Origin of the sequence: Candidatus Frankia alpina (assembly GCF_902806485.1) — a bacterium.
Classification (GTDB): domain Bacteria; phylum Actinomycetota; class Actinomycetes; order Frankiales; family Frankiaceae; genus Frankia; species Frankia alpina.
In genome coordinates, this window is sequence record NZ_CADCWT010000504.1 from 1 (window position 1) to 963 (window position 963).

Genomic DNA, 963 nt, shown 5'->3' on the forward strand with positions numbered 1-963 from the left:
GCATGGCTCGATCCGGGTCCGCCGTGCTCTGATTGTCATGGCGTCGGCGAGTGGGACACCGGTGCCCGCGATCGCCCGGCTGGTCGTCGCGGACGAGGACACGGTCCGGGGGGTGATCCACCGGTTCAACGAGATCGGCCTGGACTGTCTGGACCCTCGGTGGGCGGGAGGCCGTCCCCGCCTGATCAGCTCTGACGACGAGGCGTTCTGTGTCCAGGCGGCCCGCAGCCGTCCCGAGAAACTCGGGCAGCCGTTTACCCATTGGAGCCTGCGCAAACTGTCTGCCTACCTCGCCGACAACCCCGACCGGACGGTGACTGTCGGTCGGGAACGGTTCCGTCAGCTTCTCCACGCCCACCGGATCTCCTTCCAGCGGACCCGGACGTGGAAGGAATCCACCGACCCGGACAAGGACGCCAAACTCGACCGGATCGAGTACCTCACCGACGTGTGTCCCTACCGCTGCTTCGCGTTCGACCAGTTCGGTCCGCTGTCGATCCGCCCCGTCCACGGGACTGGCTGGGCCGCCGAATCCCATCCTGACCGGCTCCCCGCGACCTACCATCGCACCCACGGGGTGCGCTACTTCCACGGCTGCTACTCCCTCGGCGACGACCAGCTCTGGGGCGTCACCCGCGGGTGCAAGAGCGGTGGGAACACCCTGGCGGCGTTGAAATCGATCAGGGCTGCCCGGCCTGACACCGCCCCGGTCTACGTGATCTGCGACAACCTGGCCGCGAACAAGACCCCGACGATCCGCCGGTGGACCGGGCGGCACAACGTGCAGCTGTGTCTCACCCCGACGAACGCGTCCTGGGCAAACCCGATCGAATCCCAGTTCGGCCCGTTACGGACCTTCGCGATGGGTAACTCCGACCATCCCAACCATCCCGTGCTCGCCCGCAGGCTGCAGGCCTACCTGCGCTGGCGTAACACCCACGCCCGCCATCCCAGCGTCCTAGC

At 67.6% G+C, this 963-nt stretch carries 1 protein-coding gene; it reads left to right on the forward strand.

Features of this window, described 5'->3' with window-relative positions:
* Window positions 1-61 precede the first annotated feature (61 nt).
* Window positions 62-963 (forward strand): IS630 family transposase (locus tag G6R25_RS24220; protein ID WP_235949546.1); only part of this gene is annotated, 902 nt, incomplete at its 3' end.